The 20435-nt window shown below is 72.3% G+C and carries 20 protein-coding genes; all 20 read right to left on the reverse strand.

Annotation, left to right across the window (positions count from 1 at the left end):
- Positions 1-21: 21 nt before the first annotated feature.
- On the reverse strand, positions 22-3288 hold the full coding sequence (carB, locus tag WD250_00190; protein ID MEX2618615.1) for a carbamoyl-phosphate synthase large subunit: 3267 nt from the start codon (positions 3286-3288) through the stop codon (positions 22-24).
- Complete coding sequence (gene carA, locus WD250_00195) at positions 3288-4403, reverse strand: glutamine-hydrolyzing carbamoyl-phosphate synthase small subunit (protein ID MEX2618616.1); 1116 nt, start codon at positions 4401-4403, stop codon at positions 3288-3290. Before carA ends, carB begins: the two co-directional genes overlap by 1 nt.
- Entirely contained in the window at positions 4400-5722 is a 1323-nt protein-coding gene (locus WD250_00200; GenBank protein MEX2618617.1) for a dihydroorotase, read from the reverse strand. Before WD250_00200 ends, carA begins: the two co-directional genes overlap by 4 nt.
- The gene (locus WD250_00205) at positions 5719-6687 is read right to left on the reverse strand and encodes an aspartate carbamoyltransferase catalytic subunit (protein MEX2618618.1); all 969 of its coding nucleotides are present in this window, start codon (positions 6685-6687) and stop codon (positions 5719-5721) included. Before WD250_00205 ends, WD250_00200 begins: the two co-directional genes overlap by 4 nt.
- On the reverse strand, positions 6684-7232 hold the full coding sequence (pyrR, locus tag WD250_00210; protein MEX2618619.1) for a bifunctional pyr operon transcriptional regulator/uracil phosphoribosyltransferase PyrR: 549 nt from the start codon (positions 7230-7232) through the stop codon (positions 6684-6686). The genes WD250_00205 and pyrR overlap by 4 nt, the downstream gene beginning before the upstream one ends.
- A 199-nt stretch (positions 7233-7431) precedes the next feature.
- On the reverse strand, positions 7432-8370 hold the full coding sequence (locus WD250_00215; protein ID MEX2618620.1) for a type IV toxin-antitoxin system AbiEi family antitoxin domain-containing protein: 939 nt from the start codon (positions 8368-8370) through the stop codon (positions 7432-7434).
- 121 nt (positions 8371-8491) lie between these two features.
- Positions 8492-8917 (reverse strand): transcription antitermination factor NusB, encoded by a 426-nt coding sequence (gene nusB / locus WD250_00220; protein MEX2618621.1) that lies wholly within the window; start codon positions 8915-8917, stop codon positions 8492-8494.
- Complete coding sequence (gene efp / locus WD250_00225) at positions 8914-9471, reverse strand: elongation factor P (protein MEX2618622.1); 558 nt, start codon at positions 9469-9471, stop codon at positions 8914-8916. The genes nusB and efp overlap by 4 nt, the downstream gene beginning before the upstream one ends.
- Before the next feature lie 13 nt (positions 9472-9484).
- Positions 9485-10537 carry a Xaa-Pro peptidase family protein gene (locus tag WD250_00230; protein ID MEX2618623.1) on the reverse strand — a complete coding sequence of 351 codons (1053 nt, stop codon included), beginning with the start codon at positions 10535-10537 and terminating at the stop codon, positions 9485-9487.
- 41 nt (positions 10538-10578) lie between these two features.
- The gene (locus WD250_00235; GenBank protein MEX2618624.1) at positions 10579-11007 is read right to left on the reverse strand and encodes a type II 3-dehydroquinate dehydratase; all 429 of its coding nucleotides are present in this window, start codon (positions 11005-11007) and stop codon (positions 10579-10581) included.
- A gap of 156 nt (positions 11008-11163) precedes the next feature.
- Positions 11164-12270, reverse strand: a complete 1107-nt coding sequence (aroB, locus tag WD250_00240; protein MEX2618625.1) for a 3-dehydroquinate synthase — start codon at positions 12268-12270, stop codon at positions 11164-11166.
- The gene (locus WD250_00245) at positions 12267-12830 is read right to left on the reverse strand and encodes a shikimate kinase (protein MEX2618626.1); all 564 of its coding nucleotides are present in this window, start codon (positions 12828-12830) and stop codon (positions 12267-12269) included. The genes aroB and WD250_00245 overlap by 4 nt, the downstream gene beginning before the upstream one ends.
- A gap of 94 nt (positions 12831-12924) precedes the next feature.
- On the reverse strand, positions 12925-14124 hold the full coding sequence (aroC, locus tag WD250_00250) for a chorismate synthase (GenBank protein MEX2618627.1): 1200 nt from the start codon (positions 14122-14124) through the stop codon (positions 12925-12927).
- 37 nt (positions 14125-14161) lie between these two features.
- Entirely contained in the window at positions 14162-14377 is a 216-nt protein-coding gene (locus WD250_00255; protein MEX2618628.1) for a helix-turn-helix domain-containing protein, read from the reverse strand.
- 167 nt (positions 14378-14544) lie between these two features.
- On the reverse strand, positions 14545-16350 hold the full coding sequence (locus tag WD250_00260; protein ID MEX2618629.1) for an Ig-like domain-containing protein: 1806 nt from the start codon (positions 16348-16350) through the stop codon (positions 14545-14547).
- Between the two features lie 390 nt (positions 16351-16740).
- On the reverse strand, positions 16741-17277 hold the full coding sequence (locus tag WD250_00265; protein ID MEX2618630.1) for a hypothetical protein: 537 nt from the start codon (positions 17275-17277) through the stop codon (positions 16741-16743).
- Positions 17278-17308: 31 nt separating this feature from the next.
- On the reverse strand, positions 17309-18007 hold the full coding sequence (locus tag WD250_00270) for a hypothetical protein (protein ID MEX2618631.1): 699 nt from the start codon (positions 18005-18007) through the stop codon (positions 17309-17311).
- Positions 18004-18678, reverse strand: coding sequence for a hypothetical protein (locus tag WD250_00275; GenBank protein ID MEX2618632.1), 675 nt, complete (start codon positions 18676-18678; stop codon positions 18004-18006). Before WD250_00275 ends, WD250_00270 begins: the two co-directional genes overlap by 4 nt.
- Positions 18668-19720, reverse strand: a complete 1053-nt coding sequence (gene pilM / locus WD250_00280) for a type IV pilus assembly protein PilM (protein ID MEX2618633.1) — start codon at positions 19718-19720, stop codon at positions 18668-18670. Before pilM ends, WD250_00275 begins: the two co-directional genes overlap by 11 nt.
- A 283-nt stretch (positions 19721-20003) precedes the next feature.
- Complete coding sequence (locus tag WD250_00285; protein ID MEX2618634.1) at positions 20004-20396, reverse strand: prepilin-type N-terminal cleavage/methylation domain-containing protein; 393 nt, start codon at positions 20394-20396, stop codon at positions 20004-20006.
- Positions 20397-20435 lie beyond the last annotated feature (39 nt).

Genomic DNA, 20435 nt, shown 5'->3' on the forward strand with positions numbered 1-20435 from the left:
TCGGCTCGCCCTGCCACCGGGTCACTCTAGCCGCCTTCGGCTGGTGGCTCTTCCTGCGGCCGCCTCCCGGTGGTAGTCCTGCAGGCTGCGCACACCGACGGTGCCGGCGAGCAGCGCCTCCACGCCCTGGACGGCCGCGAGGATGCCCGACAGGGTCGTGACGCACGGCACGCCATGGTTGACCGCGGCGGTCCGTATCTCGTAGCCGTCGGCGCGGGGTCCCGACCCCGCCGGGGTGTTCAGCACCAGGTCGACCCCGCCGGCCTCGATCCGATCGACGATGTTCGGGGCGCCCTCGCTGTACTTGCGCACCACCTCCGCCCGCACGCCCGCGCGCTGGAGCGTCTCCGCGGTGCCCTCCGTGGCCAGCACGGTGAACCCGAGCTCGGCCAGCCGTTTGATCGGGAAGATCATGGCGCGCTTGTCCCGGCTGGCGATGGAGGCGAAGACCGTGCCCTTGGCCGGCAGGACCATCGTGCCGGTCCCGGCCTGGCTCTTGGCGAACGCCACCCCGAAATCGGCGTCGATGCCCATCACCTCGCCGGTGGAGCGCATCTCCGGTCCGAGGCGGGTGTCCACACCGGGGAAGCGGTTGAACGGCAGGACCGCCTCCTTGACCGCCACGTACGGCAGGCTCGCCCCGGTCACCATGTCGTGGTCTGGCAGGAGACCCTCGTCGCGCAGGCCCGCCAGGGTCGCCCCCACCATCACCCGGGCGGCGACCTTGGCCAGCGCCACCCCGGTGGCCTTCGACACGAACGGCACCGTCCGGCTGGCGCGGGGGTTGGCCTCGATGACCGAGATGACCTCCTCGCGGATGGCGTACTGGATGTTGATCAGCCCGCGGGTGCCGAGAGCCTCCGCGATCGCCGCGGTGTAGGCGCGCAGCTGTCCGAGCTGACCCCGACCGAGGGTGTAGGGCGGCAGGACGCAGGCGGAGTCGCCCGAGTGCACACCGGCCTCCTCGATGTGCTCCATGACCCCGCCGACGAACAGCTCCGTGCCGTCGTAGACGGCGTCGACGTCGACCTCGACGGCACCCTCGAGGAACTTGTCGACGAGGATCTCGCCCTCGCCGGCGTTGGCCTCCAGCCACGAGGCCAGGTGCTCGTCGCTGTAGACGATCGCCATCGCCCGCCCGCCGAGGACGTAGGAGGGGCGCACGAGCACGGGGTAGCCGATGCGGGCGGCGACGCTCTGCGCCTCGTGCAGGGTGGTCGCCACGCCGCCGTCGGGCTGGGGGATGGCCAGCTCGTCGAGCAGCCGGTTGAACTGCCCGCGGTCCTCGGCACGGTCGATGGCCTCGGGGGGCGTGCCGAGGATGCGCACACCGTTGGCCTCGAGGTCACGGGCGAGCTTCAGCGGCGTCTGCCCGCCGAGCTGCACCAGCACGCCGATCTTGTCACGGTCGCCGCCCACGGCGGCCAGCTCCGCGTCGTGCACGGCCAGGACGTCCTCCAGCGTGAGCGGCTCGAAGTACAGCCGGTCGGCGGTGTCGTAGTCGGTGGAGACCGTCTCCGGGTTGCAGTTGACCATGACCGTCTCGTAGCCGGCGTCGCGCAGCGCGAAGACCGCGTGCACGCAGCAGTAGTCGAACTCGATGCCCTGCCCGATGCGGTTGGGCCCCCCGCCGAGGATCAGCACCCGGGGCCGGTCGCTGTCCGCGACCTCGGTCTCCTCCTCGTAGGTGGAGTAGTGGTAGGGCGTGAGCGCCTCGAACTCCGCCGCGCACGTGTCGACGGTCTTGTACACCGGGCGCAGCCCCAGCTCGTGGCGCCGGGCCCGCACGTGCGCCTCGGTGGTGTCGCACGCCCGCGCGATGCCCGCGTCGCTCAGCCCGGCGCGCTTGGCGGCGCGCAGGGCCGCTGGCTCGAGCCCGACGGCACCGACCGCCGTGCGCGCCTCGACGATCTGGGCCAGCTGGTCGACGAACCACGGGTCGTAGCCGGTCAGCCGGGCGACCCTCGCCGGGTCCCAGCCCCGCTCCAGCGCGGCGTCGACCAGGTGGATGCGCTCCGCGGTGGGGGTGGCCAGCCCGCGCTCGGTGGGCTCGTGCGCACCGGTCAGGCCGATGCCACCGTCCTCCAGGGCGCGCAACGCCTTGCCGATGGACTCGCGGAACGTGCGGCCCATCGCCATCACCTCGCCCACGCTCTTCATCCGGGTGGTGAGCTCGGGATCGGCGCCGGGGAACTTCTCGAAGTTGAAGCGCGGGATCTTGGTGACCACGTAGTCGATCGAGGGCTCGAACGCGGCCTGGGTCTCCGCGGTGATGTCGTTGGGGATCTCGTCGAGGGTCATCCCCACGGCCAGCAGCGCGGCGATCTTCGCGATCGGGAAGCCGGTCGCCTTGCTGGCCAGGGCCGAGGACCGGCTGACCCGCGGGTTCATCTCCACCACGGTCATCCGCCCGGTCCCCGGGTGCACCGCGAACTGCACGTTGCTGCCGCCGGTCTCCACGCCCACCCGGCGCATGACGGCGAACGCCGCGTCACGCATCGCCTGGTACTCCACGTCGCTGAGGGTCTGCGCCGGCGCGACCGTGATGGAGTCCCCGGTGTGCACCCCCATGGCATCGAGGTTCTCGATCGAGCAGACCACGACCTGGTTGTCCGCGCGGTCGCGCATGACCTCCAGCTCGTACTCCTTCCAGCCGAGCAGGGACTCGTCGATCTGCACCTGGCCGATCGGGCTGGCCTCCAGCCCCTCGGCGACCAGGCGCACGAAGGTGTCGGCGTCGTGGGCCATCCCGCTGCCGGCCCCGCCCAGGGTGAAGGAGGCCCGCACGAGCACGGGGAACCCGAAGCGCTCGGCGAGGGCCTGGGCCTGCTCCAAGCTGTTGGCCTCACCGGCCGCGGCGATGTCCAGGCCGATCTCGTGCATCGCGGCGTTGAACGCGCGGCGGTCCTCGGCCAGCTGGATGGCGTCCAGCCCCGCGCCGATGAGCTCGACGCCGTACTGCTCCAGGACCCCCGCCTCGGCCAGCGCCACCGCGACGTTCAAGCCGGTCTGGCCACCGAGGGTCGCCAGGAGCGCGTCGGGGCGTTCCCGCTCGATGACCTTGGCGACGATCTCGGGCGTCAGCGGCTCGACGTAGGTCGCGTCGGCGAACCCGGGGTCGGTCATGATGGTCGCCGGGTTGGAGTTGACCAGCACGACGCGGTAGCCCTCGCGGCGCAGGACCTTGCACGCCTGCGCGCCCGAGTAGTCGAACTCGCTGGCCTGCCCGATGACGATCGGTCCGGAGCCGAGGACCAGGATGGTCTGCAGGTCGGTCCGCTTGCCCATCAGCGCCTGCCCTTCACGTCGGTCATGAGTGCGCAGAAGTCATCGAACAGGTAGCGCGCATCGTGCGGCCCGGGTGCGGACTCCGGGTGGTACTGGACGCTGAACGCCGGCACGTCGTGGCAGCGCAGCCCCTCGTTGACGCCGTCGTTCAGGTTGACGTGCGACTGGGTCACCCGCCCGAACGCCCCGTCGGCGGGGATCGAGTCGGCGTCCACCGCGAAGCCGTGGTTGTGGCTGGTGATCTCCACCGCCCCGGTCGCCACGTTGCGCACGGGTTGGTTCACCCCCCGGTGGCCGAAGCGCAGCTTGTAGGTCGACGCCCCGACGGCCCGGCCGAGCAGCTGGTTGCCGAGGCAGATGCCGAAGACCGGTGTGCCCGCGCCGAGCAGCGCGCTGATGGCGGCGATGCCCGCGGTGACCGCGGCCGGGTCCCCCGGCCCGTTGGAGAGGAACACCCCGTCGGGCTCGCCGGCCAGCACCTCCTCGGCAGGCGTGGCGGCCGGCACGACGCGCACGGCGCACCCGAGGGCGGTGAGCAGGCGCAGCTGGTTGCGCTTGAGGCCGAAGTCGTAGGCCACCACGCGAAACCGCGCGTCGACCGCGGGCAGGTCGTAGGGCTCGACCGTGGACACCTCGCTGGCCAGGTCCGCGCCGACCATGCCCGGCGCGGTCTCCACGTCGGCCAGCAGCGCGTCGACGTCGAGCACGGCGGTGGAGATCGCCGCACGCATCGCGCCCTGCGCGCGGATGTGGCGGGTCAGGCGGCGCGTGTCGACCTCGGTGATGCCGACGACGCCGGCCGCCGCCAGCGCGTCGTCCAGGCCGGCGGTCGCCCGCCAGTTGGAGTGCATGCGAGCGGCGTCGCGCACGATGAAGCCGGAGACCTGGACCCGGTCGGCCTCGGCGTCGTCGGGGTTCATGCCGTAGTTGCCCTGGTGGGGCGACGTCATCGCCACGAGCTGGCGGTGGTAGCTCGGGTCCGTCAGCACCTCCTGGTAGCCCGCCATCGCGGTGTTGAAGACCACCTCGCCGTGGGCGGTGCCCAGCGCACCGAACCCCACCCCCCGGAAGGCGGTGCCGTCCTCGAGCACCAGGAGTGCCTGGGTGGCGCTCACGCCGTGCCCTCCGCGTCGGGCAGCCCGGTGACGACCCCGTCCTTGCAGGTGAAGCGCCCGCGCAGGAGCGTGTGGACCACCCGGCCCCGCACCTGCATGCCAGCGTAGGGGGTGTTGCGGCTGCGGCTGTGCAGCCGGGCGGGGTCCACGGTCCAGCGCTGCTGCGGGTCGAAGAGGACGAGGTTGGCGGGCGCGCCCGCGGTGATCGGCCCCCCGTGCCCGGCGATGCCCCGGCTGCGGGCCGGCTTGGTGGACAACGCGGCCACGGCCTGGGGCAGGCTCAGCACCCCGCCGTCGCAGAGCTCGGTCAGGACCAGTGCCAGGGCGGTCTCCAGGCCGAGCATGCCGGGCGGGGCCTGCGCCCACTCCTGCTCCTTCTGCTCGGGGGGATGCGGCGCGTGGTCGGTCGCGATCGCGTCGATCGTGCCGTCGGCCAGCCCCTCGCGGATCGCCTCGACGTCGCCCTTCGTGCGCAGGGGCGGGTTGACCTTGTAGACGGCGTCGTAGCCGCGCACCAGGTCGTCGGTGAGCGTGAAGTGGTGCGGTGCCGCCTCCGCGGTCACGCGGGCGCCGCGCGCCCTGGCCTGGCGGATGAGCTCGACGGTGCCGGCGGTCGACACGTGCGGCACGTGCAGCCGGGCGCCGAGGCCGTGGGCCAGGATCAGGTCCCGGGCGACCATGACCTCCTCGGCCTCGCGGGGCCAACCGCCGAGCCCGAGGACGCTCGACAGGTCCCCCTCGTTCATCTGGGCGTCCTCGGTGAGGTCGGATTCCTCCGCGTGGTTGCAGATGATCGCGTCCCAGGTGCGGGCATAGGTCAGGGCGCGGCGCATCACCCGGGCGGACCGCACCGGCTGACCGTCGTCGGAGAAGCAGCGCACCCCGCGGGCGGCCATGGCGCCCATCTCGGCGAGCTCCTCGCCGAGCAGCCCCCGGGTCACCGCGCCGACCGGGTAGACGTCCGCGTGGCCGGCTTCGCGGGCAAGGCGCAGGACCTGCTCGACCACGCCGGCGTGGTCGGTGACGGGGTCGGTGTTGGCCATCGGGCAGACAGCGGTGTACCCGCCGGCGGCGGCGGCGGCGGTGCCGCTGGCCACGGTCTCGGCATCCTCACGCCCCGGCTCGCGCAGGTGCACGTGCAGGTCGACGAAGCCGGGCGCGAGCACGAGGCCGCTGGCATCGATGCGCAGGCCGTCGCTGCCCTTTCCCACGCTGACGACGCGGTCACCGGAGACGATGACGTCGGCGACGGCGTCGTGCCCGCTGGCCGGGTCGACGACCCGTGCCCCGGTGAAGGTCAGGGTGCTGCGCTCGCTCACGGTCGGTCCTCTGTCGTCTCGGGGGTTGTGGAGGATCCGCCCTGGATCGGAGCGGCCTCGCCGCCCAGCATCAGGTACAGGCAGCTCATCCGGACGGCGATGCCGTTGGTGACCTGCTCGGTGATGGCGGCGTTGGGGGCGTCGGCGACGTCCGCGGTGATCTCCACGCCACGGTTCATGGGGCCGGGGTGGAGCACGATGGCGCCGTCGGGCAGTCGGGCAAGGCGGTCACGGTCCACCCCCCACAGGCGCGCGTACTCCCGGACCGTCGGGAAGAACTGGCGGTGCATGCGCTCGGACTGCACCCGCAGCAGGTACAGCACGTCGGTCTTCGGGAGCACCTCGCCGAGGTCGTGGCTGACCGTCGCACCCCACTGCTCGGTGCGCGGGGGCACCAGCGTGGGGGGCCCGACGACGGTGACGTCCATGCCCATCGTGACCATGCCCCCGACGACGCTGCGCGCCACACGGGAGTGGACGACGTCGCCGACCACGGTGGCGCGCAACCCCTCCAGCCGTCCCAGCCGGGCGCGGATGGTGTAGAGGTCCAGCAGCGCCTGGGTGGGGTGCTGGTGCCAGCCGTCGCCGGCGTTCAGCACCTTCGCGTCGACCCATCCGGTCAGCTGCTGCGCGGCGCCCGACGCCGAGTGGCGGATCACGATCGCGTCCACGCCCATGGCCTGCAGGGTCAGGGCCGTGTCCTTCAGGCTCTCGCCCTTGGAGACGCTGGAGCCTTTGGCGGCGACGTTGATGACGTCGGCCGACAGGCGCTTCTCGGCGATCTCGAAGCTGATGCGGGTGCGGGTCGAGTCCTCGTAGAACAGGTTGCACACCGTGCGTCCCCGCAGCGTCGGGACCTTCTTGATCGGCCGCAGGGCCACGTCGGCGAAGCCGGCGGCGGTGTCCAGGATGCGGGTGATCTCCTCGGGCCCGAGGTCGTCCATGCTCAGCAGGTGGGTGATCACGGGGCACCGACCTCCTGGCGGTCGATGACCGTGACCTCGTCAACGCCGTCGGTCTCGGTGAGGTGGACGCGCACCGCCTGCTCGGGACGGGTGGGCAGGTTCTTGCCCACGTAGTCGGCCCGGATGGGCAGCTCCCGGTGGCCGCGATCGACCAGCACGGCCAGCTGGATCGCCGTCGGACGGCCGTAGTCCATGACCGCGTCCATCGCCGCGCGGATCGTCCGCCCCGTGAACAACACGTCGTCCACGAGCACGACCACCAGGCCCGCGATGTCGCACGGGAACTCGGTGTGGCCCAGCGGGCGTGGGCCGGTGCGGTCGTAGTCGTCGCGGTAGAGGGTCACGTCCAGGCTGCCCGCCGGCACCGGGGACCCCTCGATGGCGGCGAGGTTGTCCGCCAACCGCCGCGCCAGCGGCACCCCGCGGCTGCGGATGCCCATCAGCACCAGGCCGTCCGCCCCGCGGTTGCGCTCCAGGATCTCGTGGGCCATGCGCTTGACGGCCCGGGTGAGGTCCTGCGCCACCAGCACGCGGTGTCCGGCCATCAGAAAACGCCTCCCCCGCGGAACGGGGAAAGCGTCGCAGGTCCGTGCAAATCGAGCCCCTTTCCGGCCTCGCGGGACCGGGCTTAAAGCGGCGTTGCTCCTGTGACCGTAGCACGCGCCCCGCCACCACGACAATCGCCCCCGATGAGTCCGACCGGCCGGGGCTGTGTCGTCCTGGTCGCGCAATCCGCGACCCTGCCTACACGGGCTTGCGTGCGCGCGCCTGGTCGAGCGCGTCGCGGATCGTGCGGGCGACCACCTGTGGCGTCTTGACCACATCCTGGTAGGTGAACCGCAAGGGCACCCGACCCGAGGTGGCGTAGCGGTTGTGCTGCTGGGCATCCTTGCGCCGCTGGTGCGAAAGCGAGTGAAACCGCAGCCCGTCCAGCTCGGTCAGCACCGGCCATCCCGGCTCCCAGGACGCGTCGGCGAAGCCGATCCGCCCGCGCGCGTCGTAGACGGCCACGTTGTACGCGGGCTCGGGCAGGCCGAAGGCGGCGACGACGTCTCGGTCGAAGCGACGCTCCAGCCATGACCAGAAGTCCTTGTCGGCGCCGGGCGCGGTGATCCGCAGGATCACGTCGGTCCCCGGCCGTCCTTGCCGCAGGTGCAAAGCGCGTCGGTGCATCCACGGCCGGGTTGCCTTGCGGCCGCAGATCAGGTCGTCCACCACGGACATCGTGTCCGCCTCGCCAAGCTGGCCGGCCATGTCCACGGCGGTGCGGGTGCCGCTGGTCGCGGGGATGCCGTCGACCGTGACGATGTCGCAGCGCTCGAGCTCGCGCGTGCGGTGGACCGTGACCTTCGCGATCACCCGGCCATGCGCCGCAGCGACGGTCACGTCCGGCTCCTCCGGCACCTGGACACGGCCGATCCCGTGCAGTTTCAAGGCCCATGCGTGGGACGCGACCGCGCCGGGACCCCCCGCGAGCACCGCCGCCATCAACTTCTCCTTCCACGTGTCCCGCGCCGACGTGAGTCGGTAGACGTCGGGGTGGACGCGCTCGATCAGGCCTCGTTGTCTCAACCGGTGGATCGCGTGCTTGCTGACGCCGGCCGCGCGTGCCTGCCACGTCGCGAAGTGCTGGTGCTGCCGGCTCGTGTCCCCGGTCAGGGCATCGAGCGGGTGGGTCGCCATCGCCACAGTGAACCTCGGTGTGCGGCGGGGCAACGCTGTTCCCACCTGGCCTGTGCACAACAGCGGGGGCCTGTGTCGTCTTGGTCGCGGAATCCGCGACCCGGACGACACAGGGGGTGGCTCAGGCTGGGGCTGGGGGGTGGGTCTCGGCGATACGGGCGAGCAGGCCGTTGACGAAACGGCCCGAGTCGTCGGTGGACAGCTCCTTGGCGAGCTCCACCGCCTCGTTGATGGCCACGGCAGTGGGCACATCGACGTCGTGGAGGATCTCGTAGAGGCCGATGCGCAGCAGGTTGCGGTCCACGACCGGCATGCGTGACAGCGTCCAGCCGTGCGCGTGCTCGGTGATCAGGGCGTCGATGGTGTCGCCGTGGCGGTGCACGCCCCGCACGAGCGCCACGGCGAAGTCGGCCGGCGGCTCCTCGGCACGCAGGTGCTCGGCGAGCACCGTCGGCAGCGGCCGGTCCTTCAGGTCGGCCTCGTACAGCACGTCGAGCGCCTGCTTGCGCGCGACGTGACGCGAGTGGCCGCGGGAGGGGGCGGTCACGCGCGGGAGAGGTACTCGCCGGAGCGGGTGTCGACCTTGACCGTCTCGCCCTCGTTGATGAACAGCGGGACCTGCACGACCGCGCCGGTCTCCAGGGTGGCGCTCTTGGTCGCGCCGCCGACCCGGTCGCCCTGCACGCCCGGTTCCGTCTCAGTGATGGTCAGGGCGACGTTGGGCGGCAGGTTCACGTCGATGACCGCGCCCTCGTAGAAGACGAGCTCCAAGCTGTCGCCCTCCTTGATCCACCGGGGGGCCTGGCCGAGCGCTTCCTCGGGCACGAAGGTCTGCTCGAAGTGCTCCGGGTCCATGAAGACGAACTGCTCGCCCTCCCGGTAGAGGTACTGCAGGGTCTGGCGGTCGAGGATCGCCTGATCCACGTCCTCGCTGGCGCGGAAGGTCTTGTCCACGGTCTTGCCGCTCTGCACGCCCTTGAGGGTGGTGCGCACGAAGGCGCCACCCTTGCCGGGCTTGACGTGCTGGAAGTACTCGACGCGCCACAGCTGCCCGTCGAGCTTCAGGGTCATGCCGTTCTTCAGGTTGTTCGTGGACACCATGGCGTCGGTTCCTCTACAGGCGGACGAGATCTCTGGGTACGTCGGTCAGCACATCCGGGGTGCCGTGGGTCACGGCGACGGTGTCCTCGATGCGGACTCCGCCGAGACCGGGGAGGTACACGCCGGGCTCGACGGTCACGATCATCCTCGCGCGCAGTGTAGCGCGCGCCTCGGGTCGCAGGATGGGCTGCTCGTGGATCTCCAGGCCGACGCCGTGGCCGGTGCCGTGCACGAAGCGCTGCCCGTAGCCCCCCCGGTCGATGGCCTCCCGGCAGGCGGCGTCGACCTGGCCGACGCCCACCCCGTCCGCCACCGCGGCGACCGCGGCGGCCTGCGCGTCGCGCACCAGCGCGAAGACCCGCGACAGCTCCGCCCCGGGATCACCGAGCGCGACCATGCGGGTCATGTCGGCGTGGTAGCCGTCGACCAGCGCGCCGAAGTCGAGCATGACCAGCTCGCCGGCGGCCAGCGGGCGGTCGGTCGCGCGGTGGTGCGGGTGCGCGCTGTGCGGCCCGCCCGCCACGATCGGCTCGAACGCCCGGTCGTGCGCCCCCAGGTCGAGCAGGGCGTGGTGCAACCGGCCCGCCACCTCGCGCTCGGTGAGACCCGGGGCGAGCCAGGTGCACAGGTCGGCGAAGGCCGCGCCGGTGACCGCGCAGGCGCGGGCGACCAGGGCGCGCTCCTCGGGTGCCTTGAGCTCGCGGAGGGCCTCCACGTGCGCGGGGGCCGCCACGACCTCCGCCGGCACCAGGTCGGCGAGCGCGCGGGCGCGGTCCCAGGACAGGTCGTGGCTCTCGAGACCAAGACGGCCACCGGGGACATGCGCGGGCAGCCAGTCGTCGGCGCGCGTGACGAGCCGGGCCACATCGGGCACCTCGCCGGCGGCCTGCTGGTCGTAGCGCCCGTCCACGACCAGGATCGCGTCCTCCGCCGTGACGAGCAGGCTCCCGGCGCTGCCCGTGAAGCCGGTCAGGTAGCGCACGTTGACCGGCCTGGTGACCAGCAGCGCGTCGAGCCCGGCCTCGACCAAACGGGCGCGCAACCGGGTGCGACGTGTGGGGTACATGCCGGTGAAGGGTACGGGAAGGGCAGACGACGACGAGGAGGCTAACCGGCGTCGAGCAGGTGCCGTGCGGCCCGCACCGCGAGCCGCACCCCGTAGGCGCCCGCGCCGGTGATGGTGACGTCCACCACCGGTGAGATGACGCTGTGGTGGCGGAAGGCCTCCCGGGCGGCCGTCTGGGACAGATGCACCTCCACTTTGGGCATGGCCAGCAGCTCGAGGGCGTCGCGCAGGGCGTAGCTGTAGTGGGTCAGCGCCCCGGGGTTCACCACCACCGCCGCGGTCCCGTCGGTGCGCGCGGCGTGCAGCCGGGCGACGAGCTCGCCTTCGGAGTCGGAGGCGAACGCATCGACTTCGGGGTGCTCCTCGCGGGCCGCCGCGACGAGCTCCTGGATGGTCGCTGTGCCGTACACGGCCGGGTCGCGGCTGCCGAGCTGTGACAGGTTGGGCCCGTGGACGAGCAGGATCCTCATGGGCGCCGCACGCTACCACCACGACCCGGGCGCCCTCAGGGCGGTCGCTGCGCAACCGCCTACCCGGCAAGCAGAGCATCGCCTCGCAAGCTCCGGCGACGCACGTCCGCGGGCTCGGGCTCGGCCTCAGGCTCAGGCCTAGGCTCAGGCCTAGGCTCAGGCGAGGGTGCGCAGCACCTCGTCGACCAGGGCGCGGTCGGGCGCCTCGACCACGAGCGCCTCCCCGGGCCGGCGGCACAGCACGAAGCGCACGCCGGGCCCGGCGTCGCCAGCGGCGCGCCGCGCCTTCTTGTCGCGGGCCAGGACCTGCCACACCGCGGCCGGGTCCAGGCGCAGGCCCCCGGTGGGCAGCGACAGCGCATCGAGCAGCGCGACGGTGCGGTCGGCCAAGCCCGCCTCGCTGATGCCCATGCGCTCGCCCAGGCGGGCCGCGAACACCATGCCGAGCGCGACCGCCTCACCGTGCAGGAAGGTGCCGTACCCGGCGAGGGTCTCGATGGCGTGACCGACCGTGTGCCCGTAGTTGAGCAGGGCGCGCTCGCCGGCCTCGCGCTCGTCGGCGGCGACGATGCGAGCCTTCACCGCCACACCCCGGCGCACGACCTCCGTCAGCACGCCGGGATGGCCGGCGACGGCGTCGCCTGGCCGGTCCTCGAGCAGCTCGAGCACCGCCGGGTCGTCGATGAACCCGTACTTGGCCACCTCACCCAGCCCCGAGCGCAGCTGGCGTGGCGGCAGCGACGTCAGCGTCGCCGTGTCGGCGACCACCGCCCGCGGCTGGTGGAACGCCCCGACGAGGTTCTTGCCCTCGGGCAGGTTGATGCCCGTCTTGCCCCCGACCGCGGCGTCCACCTGGGCCAGCAGCGTGGTGGGCACCTGCACGACCGGCACGCCGCGGTTCCAGGTGGCGGCGGCGAAGCCGGCGAGGTCGCCGACCACGCCGCCGCCCAGGGCCACCACGGCGTCGTCGCGCCCGAGGGGCACGGCCGCGAACCGGTGGTACAGCGATCCCAGCGTGTCCAGGGTCTTGGCCTCCTCGCCGTCGGGCACCACCAGCCGGTGCACCTCGAATCCCCCGCCGGCCAGCGAGTCCTCGACCGTGGCGGCGTACAGGGCCTCGACGGGACCGACGGTCACCACCGCGACCCGGCGGGTGTGGGCGGGCCAGGGGACCTCGTCGACCAGGCCCGGGAGCAGGCCCGCACCCACGACCACGTCGTAGGACCCCGCAGGCAGGGCCACCGGGATGCGGGTGGCGGTCACCGGGTCTCGTCCCAGCTCAGCAGGCCGGCCTGGCCGCGCGCCCACTCGAGGATCATCTCGACGATCGCGTCGGGGTCCATCGTGTCGGTGGCGACGGTGAAGGCGGCTGCGCCGGCGTAGTCCCGGTCGCGGCGGCGGCGCAGCTCCGCCAGCCGGGCGGTCACATCCTCGGCGCCGGCCACCATCGGACGGTCGGCGGCGCCGCGGCCCACGCGCTCGGCCAGCACCGCCGGGTCCGCGTCGAGCAGGACGAGGTCGCCACTCATCCGCAGCTGGGTCGCGTTGCCCGGGGTGGACACCGCTCCCCCGCCGACCGCGATGACCTGTCCGCGCAGGGCCGACACTCGGCGCACGGCTTCGGCCTCGAGCTCGCGGAAGGCGCGCTCACCCTGCTGGGCGAAGATCTCGGGGATCGCCTGGTCCGCCTCCTCGACCACGATCGCGTCGGTGTCGGCGAAGGGCCGGCCGAGCCGCTCGGCCAGCAGGCGGCCGACGGTGGTCTTGCCCGCCCCCATCAGCCCGATGAGCACGAGGTTGCGTCCCGGCGCGATGACGCTCATTGGCCTGATGCTACGGGGTCGGGCGGTTGTCGGCTCCCGGACAGATATGTCCCGAAGCCGACAAGGGCGCTCGTCCCCGGCGTGCGGCGACGGCTCAGCCCGTCAGGGTGCCCAGGTAGGCGTCGAGGTTGCGCACGACCTCGTCCAGGGAGTCCCCCCCGGTCTTCTCGAGCAGCGCGTCGGCGACGGTCAACGCCACGACGGCCTCGCACACCACGCCGGCCCGGGGCACCGCGCACACGTCGGAGCGCTGGGTGATGGCCTGCGCGGGCTCGCCCGTCGAGACATCGACGGTGTCCAGCGGGCGGGTCAGGCTGGAGATCGGCTTCATGGCCGCACGGACCCGCAGGGGCTCGCCCGTGGTCATCCCGCCCTCGAGGCCTCCCGCCCGCTGCGTCGCCCGCCGGTACGGCGAGACGCCGTCCTGGCCCGGAGCGGCCGGATGGATGGTGTCGTGCGCCTCGGAGCCCGGGACCGCGGCGCTGCCGAACCCGTCACCGATCGCGACGCCCTTGAAGGCCTGGATGCTCATGAGGGCCGCGGCCAGGCGGGTGTCGAGCTTGCGGTCCCAGTGGACATGGCTGCCGAGGCCGGGCGGCAGGCCGTCGACGAGCACCTCGATCACGCCCCCGAGGGTGTCGTTGTCGGCCTTGGCGGCATCGATGCGCGCGACCATCCGCGCGCTGGCGCCCGGGTCGGCGCAGCGCACCGGGTCCGCGTCGATGCGCGGCGTGTCGGTCGGCCCGGGCGGGGGGGCGTCGTCGGCGACCGTGACCTCGCCGATGCGCACGACGTGGGAGACGATCCCGATGCCCACGGCGGCGAGCAGGCCGCGCGCGCACGCGGCCAGCCCGACACGGGTCGCGGTCTCGCGGGCGCTTGCCCGCTCGAGGACGTTGCGGGCCTCCCCGAAGCCGTACTTCTGCATGCCGACGAGATCCGCATGTCCGGGACGGGGACGGGTCAGCGGCGCACCGCGACCCGTGGCGAGCAGCGCATCGGCATCCTCGGGCGGGTCCACGCCCATCACCTCGGTCCACTTCGGCCACTCGGTGTTGTGGATCACGAGCGCGATCGGCGAGCCGATCGTCAGGCCGTGGCGGACACCGGCGAGGATCTCGAAGTGGTCGGCCTCGAAGGACATCCGCGGTGACCGGCCGTGGCCGAGGCGACGGCGCTCCAGCTGGCGGGCGATCTCGGCACGGTCGACGGGGACGCCGGCGGGCAGCCCTTCCAGGATGCCGACCAGTGCCGGTCCGTGGGACTCGCCGGCGGTGAGGTAGCGCAGGGTCATGGTGCCCGCAGCGTACTGCCCGCGCCCCTGGCGGCCCTCAGCTGCCGTGCGCCTCCTCCGGGGGCACCGCGACGGCCCCGTCCAGGTACGCGTCGAGGTCTCGTCCGCGGATCCGGTAGTTCTTGCCGACGCGGATGGCCGGCAGGTCACCGGCCTTGATCAGGCGGTAGACGGTCATGTTGGAGACGCGCATGTGCTCGGCCACCTCGGCCACGGTCCACAGTCGATCCCCGCCTGCTGCGCCTTCCGGCATCCCTGAGTCCTCTCGCGGGCCGGCGTGCTGGCATGCCGGCGCTCCCCTGGCGGCACGACGCCGCCCTGCCTGTGCTGGCGCCGTCCCTCTGCCGGAGCTCTGGTCACCAGCCTCATCCTGAACACCAGTCCCGCTACACGTCAAGGGCAACGTCGAACCGCAGGCGTCTACGCCCGGTTCCGGCCGAGGTTTCTCGTCGCTATTGTCCGCTTTTGAAGGACGGCCGGTAGATGCCGGTAGATGGCGTGGGGCAGCGGCAGGGGGATGTCGGTGTCCGTCCCGTGCACGATGGTGGTCTCCTCGCCGCGGACCAGCCACTCGCCGGTCGACGGGCGGTAGACCGCGACGTCGGTGGCACCCTCGCCGGTGTAGTGGCCCGGCATCGGCACGTCGCCGTCCTGCCCGTGGTGGACGGGGCCGTCCACCCCCTGGATGTGCCAGGTGCCCGTGGACGGGCGGTAGAACGCGACGTCGGTGGTGCCGTCGCCGGTGTAGTCGCCGGGCACCGGCACGTCGCCGTCCTGCCCGTGGCGCATCCGGCCCACCCCGTGGATGTGCCAGTCGCCCGTCGACGGGCGGTACACCGCGACATCGGTGGTGCCGTCGCCGGTGTAGTCGCCGGGCACCGGCACGTCGCCGTCCTCGCCGAAACGCAGCTCGCTGACCCCGCGGATGTGCCAGGTGCTCGTGGACGGGCGGTACACGGCGATGTCGGTAGCGCCGTCGCCGGTGTAGTCGCCGGGCACCGGCACGTCATCCTCGTCGCCGTAGCGGAACTCGCCGACCCCGTGGATGAGCCAGGTGCCGGTGGATGGACGGTAGACGGCGGCGTCGGTGGCACCGTCGCCGGTGTAGTCGCCAACCGCACCCCCGGGATGCACGGTGACGGTGACCGTGGCGCCGGCGGTGGCGCCGTGCCGGTCGGTCACGACGTAGGAGAACGAGTCCTTCCCGGCGAAACCGGGACCCGCGGTGTAGGTGCACCGGCCTGCCCTGACGCACACGACCGAGCCGTGCGGCGCACCGGTCCAGTGCGCGACCGCCAACCCGTCGCCGCGGTCGTTGGCCAGCACGTCGACCGACCCGGCGGCGTGGCGGCGCGCCACAAGCGCGTCGTCCACCGCCACGATGGTTGCCCTGGCGTCGGGCGGTGGAGCCGGTGCAGGCGCGGTATCCGGGGCAGGTGCGGGGTCTTGGACAGGGGCTGGGGCTGGGGCTGGGGCCTCGGGGGCCGGTGCGGGCGGGGGCGCAGGAGCTGGGGCCTCGGAGGCCGGTGCGGGCGGGGGCGCGGGAGCGAGAGCCTCGAGGGCGGGGGCCTCGGGGGCTGGTGCGGGCGGGGGCGCCACGACAAGGTCGGGCGCGGGGGTCGGGGGCGAGGAGGCGGTGAGCTCCGAAGACGGTGGCGTCAGCCGATCGTTGATCGTGCGCGCCACCGTGGGCTCGACACAGGACGCGAAGCCGTAGGCGCGCTCGCCGATGACGGTGAGGTGGACCGCGACGGTCTGCTCGACCTCCACGTTGCTCTCCAGGCCCGACAGGACCACCTGCACGTGCATCCGGTACACCGGCGAGCTGAGCGCCGTGTCGTGCAGCGGACCGTACGGCATCCGCCAGTCAGCCACGGGGGCGACCGTGTCCGCGCGCAGGGTCAGCTCCTGACGCAGTTGGTCGGGGACGCCGTCGGGGTACCAGGCCCGCCGGCACCGCTCGACGGAGTAGCCGAGGCTCGGATGGAGCCGCTCGGCCACGAACGTGATCCCGTCCACGGGACTGCCCTGGAACGCCGCGGTCCGCTCGTCCCAGTACGCGGCGATCGCGGCGGCGTGCTCGTCCGGCACCGCGACGTCCTCCTGGGCAGAGGAGGCCTGCGGGAGATCCTGAAACGGTGCGGACGGCTCGGCCGACGCCGCCGTGCCCGCTCCCGCGCCGATCCCGGTCCCGAGCGCCAGCGCGAACGCCAGCAGCATGACCATGGGTTGACGCAGGCGTGATCCCCGCACGGGTTCGTGCGGGGTACCCAAGGTCGTGCTCCATACGGGCGCCATCGTTGCCTACTGACCTTTCCACATCAACGACACAGATCTAGAGGTCCCTAGATTAGGAATCGGCGTTTGCGCCATGACCTTGAGGACCGCTTCGCCTGCCATCATCCCGCCCCTCCCGTCACCCGCCAGCCACACCGGTCGGGGACGGGTTATCGGCTCTCGGACACGCATGTCCCGGAGTCGACAACCGGCGGCACGTCGCCGGCGGTGGGAGCGGCTCAGTCGTTGCAGGGTGCGGCGGTACCGCGGTGACCGGCCGTGCCCGAGACGACGACGCTCGAGCTGGCGGGCGATCTCGGGGCGGTCGACGGGCACGCCTCAGACGCGGGCTTCTTCGCCCTCGCACACCACGACCCGATCGCCGCCGTCGACCGACAGGGTCGCGCAGGCGTCGGCGATGTCGACCAGCTCGAACCGGCCGGCGAACGTCTCGCCCTCGGCGGGCTCGTGGGCCTCGCCATCAACCGTGAGCTGTGCGCGCGCCGGACCGTCGCCGTCGCTGACGATGCCTGTCAGCGCCACGGTGGCGTCGCCGTCGGGGAGGTCCTCGATCTCGACAGGGGTGCTGCCCTGCCCCGGGCCACCCTCGGCGGTCACCAACTGCCGGAAGGGGTCGCGGGGGGTGAAGGACCCGAGCGACTCAGCCACGGCTGCATCATCGTGGTCCTCGACGGCGTCGTCATCGGTCTCGGGCTCGGCGCGGGGGCTCGCCGGCACGGGCAGCGCGCCGGGGTCCTCGTCGCCGCCGAACAGCAGCGGTTTGACGATGAAGACGAATGCCAGCGCGACGACCACGGCAGCTCCGAGGAGCGCGAGCAGCTTGGGGTTGAGGCGGTTGGCGAGAGGGATGCTCATCGGCGGGCCTCCGGGCGGTGCGACCTTGGGGTCATGACGGTGTGTCCTCCTGGTCGCCCTGCGCGGTTGCGCCGGGATCCTGACCCTCGGGACCGCCTTCCTCGGCGCCCCCGTTCTCGCCAGGCGTGGACGGGGTCGCACCGGGGGCGTCGGGGGCGACGGTGGCGGCCACCGGTAGGACGGCGAACAGCTGCCCGGCCCAGGTGGTCGCCAGACTGGGGAACCCCTCGGCCCCCTCCGCCAGGTTGACGCTCTGGGTCAGGACGGCGCGGGGAACGTCCTGCTCGAGCCGGCGGAAGAAGTCCACCGTCGGGAAGTAGCCACCCTCGGTGACCATGTTGACCGCGATGGACGCGAGCGTGGTGGTGGGGTCCCCGGTGTCGGGTGCGCCCTCGACGATGACCGGTTGCTCGAAGGACACCGCGGTGATGTCCACGCCGGCCGCATCGGCGGTCCGCTGGAACTGGCGGATGACGTCGGGCTGTGCCACGCCGGTAGGCAGGAACTCCTCCTGGAGGGCGACCACGGCCCGGTAGTGGTCCGCGTCCTCGCGGATGGCCTCGAGCTGGGCGATCTCGGCGGCCAGCTGGCCCTGCTGGCTCTCGAGCTCGGCGGTTGCAGACTCAAAGGCCGCCTGCTCCTCCATCGCCGGCTTGTACAGCAGGAACCAGAAGCCGGCGACGAGCACGACAGCGACGAGCGCACCGATCAGGGGGGCACGGTTCTTCACGGGGTGGCCTCCGTGGGCAGGCCATCGGCGTACCGGCCTGTGTAGGCGTCGCGGTCGAGGGTGACCGTGCCGGCGAAGTCGGTGACATCGGTCGCGCCGGTGTCGGCGTCGGGCGGCGCCGACGCGGTGGTGACGAAGGTGTTGAAGAACGCCCCGGCGCGGTCGAAGTCAACGATCACGGTCTCCACACCAGGCGCGACGCGCTCGACGGAGTAGCCGCTGAACTCGGCGGTGGCCACGGACTCGCCGAAGTCGATCGCGCTGTCCTGGGCGCTGTCCGCGCCGTCGTTCGCGGCGATCGTGAGGCTGCGTAGGGACGCGTGGGACGGGAAGGCGAGCGACAGCTCGTTCAGGACCTCGGAGAAGGCGATCTCGTGCTCCATCGCCGAGGCCAGCAGGGTGTCGCGGTTCTCCATGAACTCGGCGAGCTCGCCGTACTCGGCCAGCTCGGCGACCTCGGTCTGCAGCCGGGCAACCTCAGCCTCGGCCACGTCGCGCGCCTCCTCGGCGTGTCCGACCTCGACCAGGCGCAGCACGTAGCCGGCACCCATCAGGCCGACCAGGAGCAGCACCGCGCCGGCGGTATACTGGGTGACGCGGCGGGCCCGCAGGCGCTCGGTCTGCTCCTGTGGGAGCAGGTTGACGCTGACCGCCACGGCGTTAGCGGGCATCGACAGCGAGGCCGACGGCCACCGCGAGCTGCGGCTCTGCGTCGACGAGTTGTGCGTAATCGTACTCGACCTTGCCAATCTTGATCTCCTGCATCGGGTGGCCGCGTTCGACCGGGATGTCCAGCTCGGATGACAGACGTGTCTGCAGGTCGGGCAGCCGGGCGCCGCCGCCGGACAGCACGACACCGTGCACACCGACGGCTTCGGGCTGCGCCGCGTAGTAGTCCAGCGACCCGCGGATTTCGCGCACGAGCTCGTCGGTACGGTCGGCGATGAGGCGCTCGGCCTCGCCCGCGGGTGGGGCGCCGTCGCCGGCCATGCCGGCCGTCGCCTTCGTGCGCTCGGCCTCCTCGTGACTGATCCCGAGCCCCTTGCTCAGCGACGCGGTGACCGCGCTGCCGCCCATGAGCAGGACGCGCACGAACTTCGGGACACCGCAGTCGTGGACGACGATCTTGGTGACGTCGGCGCCGATGTCGAGCAGCATCTCGCCCTCACCCGCCACCCGCGGCTCGTGCCGCACCAGGCTGCGCACCATGGCGAACGCGTCGAGGTCGATCTTGACCGGGGTGAGCTTCGCCGCCCGCACGCACGCGACCAGCGAATCGACCATCGTGCGCTGGGCCGCGACGAGCAGGATGCGGCTCATCGGCACACCGCTGTCGGACTCGTACTCGTCGAGCACATGCAGGTCCAGGATGGCCTGCTCGACGGGGAAGGGGATGTGGTCCTGCGCCTGGAACTCCAGTGACTGGCGCAGCTCTGGCAGGGGCAGGTGGGGCAGATCGACCTGGCGGACCACGACCTGCTGGTTAGCGAGGCCGAGCGTGACCTTGCGGTGGGAGAACTTGTAGCGCTCCCAGAGGGTGCGCAGCGCCTCGGTCACCACATCGCCATCGACGACCTCACCGTCGCGCATCGCGCCGGGTGGCAGCTCCACCTGGCCCGTGCGCAGGAGCCGCGAGGGACCACGTCCGGTGACGCTCAGCTCCACGGCACGCACCGCGGACGAGCCGATATCAAGACCGATGGTATGGGGCATACCGCAGTCCTCGTCGGATTCGGTGCAATCCTTTAGCACCTCGTGCGCGCGCACCACCAGCGCGTGGTCCGCAGCGTGGGCGGGTCAGCCGGGCGCGTCAGCAGTCGGTGGACTGCCTGTCGACCTCGACCCGCGGACGTGGGCCGTCAGGGGTGTCGACGGTCAGCAGCCAGGGCGCCGAGCGTCTCCAGGGAGGCGCCCCGGACGCGCCGAAAGGGCGGCTCCCGGGGGGAGCCGCCCTTCGGGCAACCGCTACAACAGGCAGCCTGTTGCCAGCCGAGCGTTAGGTGCCGGAGATGGATCCGACGCTCGAGTCGAGGGTGTAGACGGTGTCGCTGTTGACGTGCGACGCGGTCATCACGTACCCGTCGGCGTCCGCGCTCACGATGGCGAAGTCCACCACGGCTGGGTCGCTGTTGAAGCCCTCACCCTCGAGGGCGGCCACGTCCGCGAGGGCGTACGAGCCGTCGTTGCCCGTGGCGTAGGACTCCATCGCCACCGCGGCGTTGCGCAGGTCGGACTGGGCGGTGCCGTCCCAGGCGCGCTCGCGCTGGGAGAGGAAGGTCGGGATGGCGATGGCGGCGAGGATGCCGATGATGATGACGACGACGAGGAGCTCGATGAGGGTGAAGCCCTCTTCGTTGCCTTGGAGCCGCTTCTGGATCCACTTGGTCACGGTGTACCTCCGGTGCGTTGGGATGATGGCAAGTTGCAG

This window comes from Egibacteraceae bacterium (assembly GCA_040905805.1).
Lineage (GTDB): Bacteria > Actinomycetota > Nitriliruptoria > Euzebyales > Egibacteraceae > DATLGH01.

Bases quoted from the DNA above. Each gene is read 5' to 3' on its own strand.
- efp (MEX2618622.1), bottom strand. From the start codon at position 9,471: ATGGTGTCCACGAACAACCTGAAGAACGGCATGACCCTGAAGCTCGAC.
- WD250_00265 (MEX2618630.1), bottom strand. From the start codon at position 17,277: ATGAGCATCCCTCTCGCCAACCGCCTCAACCCCAAGCTGCTCGCGCTC.
- WD250_00260 (MEX2618629.1), bottom strand. From the start codon at position 16,350: ATGGTCATGCTGCTGGCGTTCGCGCTGGCGCTCGGGACCGGGATCGGC.
- WD250_00255 (MEX2618628.1), bottom strand. From the start codon at position 14,377: ATGCCGGAAGGCGCAGCAGGCGGGGATCGACTGTGGACCGTGGCCGAG.
- pyrR (MEX2618619.1), bottom strand. From the start codon at position 7,232: ATGGCCGGACACCGCGTGCTGGTGGCGCAGGACCTCACCCGGGCCGTC.
- WD250_00275 (MEX2618632.1), bottom strand. From the start codon at position 18,678: ATGCCCGCTAACGCCGTGGCGGTCAGCGTCAACCTGCTCCCACAGGAG.
- aroC (MEX2618627.1), bottom strand. From the start codon at position 14,124: ATGACCCTGCGCTACCTCACCGCCGGCGAGTCCCACGGACCGGCACTG.
- WD250_00230 (MEX2618623.1), bottom strand. From the start codon at position 10,537: ATGTACCCCACACGTCGCACCCGGTTGCGCGCCCGTTTGGTCGAGGCC.
- WD250_00245 (MEX2618626.1), bottom strand. From the start codon at position 12,830: ATGAGCGTCATCGCGCCGGGACGCAACCTCGTGCTCATCGGGCTGATG.
- WD250_00235 (MEX2618624.1), bottom strand. From the start codon at position 11,007: ATGAGGATCCTGCTCGTCCACGGGCCCAACCTGTCACAGCTCGGCAGC.
- carB (MEX2618615.1), bottom strand. From the start codon at position 3,288: ATGGGCAAGCGGACCGACCTGCAGACCATCCTGGTCCTCGGCTCCGGA.
- WD250_00215 (MEX2618620.1), bottom strand. From the start codon at position 8,370: ATGGCGACCCACCCGCTCGATGCCCTGACCGGGGACACGAGCCGGCAG.
- pilM (MEX2618633.1), bottom strand. From the start codon at position 19,720: ATGCCCCATACCATCGGTCTTGATATCGGCTCGTCCGCGGTGCGTGCC.